General features: G+C 39.1%; 1 protein-coding gene. It reads right to left on the bottom strand.

Annotated features, from left to right (window positions below; all coding sequences use genetic code 11):
• Positions 1-652: transposase (locus AACL61_RS07020; RefSeq protein WP_339111174.1), on the bottom strand; the 652-nt coding region annotated here is incomplete at both ends.

Below are 652 nucleotides of genomic sequence, written 5' to 3'. Positions count from 1 at the left end.
TTGATTGATTCAAAAATCGTAGTCCGGATTTTAAATTATTTATGAAATTAGTCTCCAATCGACTAATTGATTGTCCCAATTTCGTTAGATTTAATGTCATCAGGGCTAACCCGATATCATTTTCCACAGCCTGTTGTCCACGTAGATGAGTTCGGCGTATGCCAAAATCCCTCTTCAGGTGACCAAAGACTGGCTCAACGTCGAACTTCCGTCGACGATAAATTGCCTTGCCTTCGTCACTTGAGAGGGTATCTTTTACTTTAGCCTTGTAATAATTCCACGTTGGGTTAACCTGCATATAGCGTTGCCGACCACTTGGTGTTTTTGCCAACTCATCCAATTGTTCTGACAGTTGGTGCTTATCCGCTCGATAGAGTTTGAAATCACGTTCGAAACCATATTTATCGGTTCGCCTACTATACCGATAAAAGCTAAAGCGAACTCCTAAATGATCGATGTAGTAATCATCTTCGGCATTATACTGCCAATTTTGTGATTTAGTTGGATCGTTTTTAAATTTATGTTTCTGTTCCTTTTGATAAGTTGTGTATGGAATAACAGGCTGCTTTTCAAACTGATCAAGAATCATTGTGTAATTGTACTCACTACCATAACCGGCATCGGCAACGATATGCTTAAAGAAATCTAAAGC

The organism is Limosilactobacillus reuteri subsp. porcinus, assembly GCF_036621895.1.
GTDB classification, from domain to species: domain Bacteria; phylum Bacillota; class Bacilli; order Lactobacillales; family Lactobacillaceae; genus Limosilactobacillus; species Limosilactobacillus reuteri_J.
The sequence above is the reverse complement of the archived record's forward strand: the minus strand, read 5'-3'. Positions and strand labels throughout refer to the sequence as shown.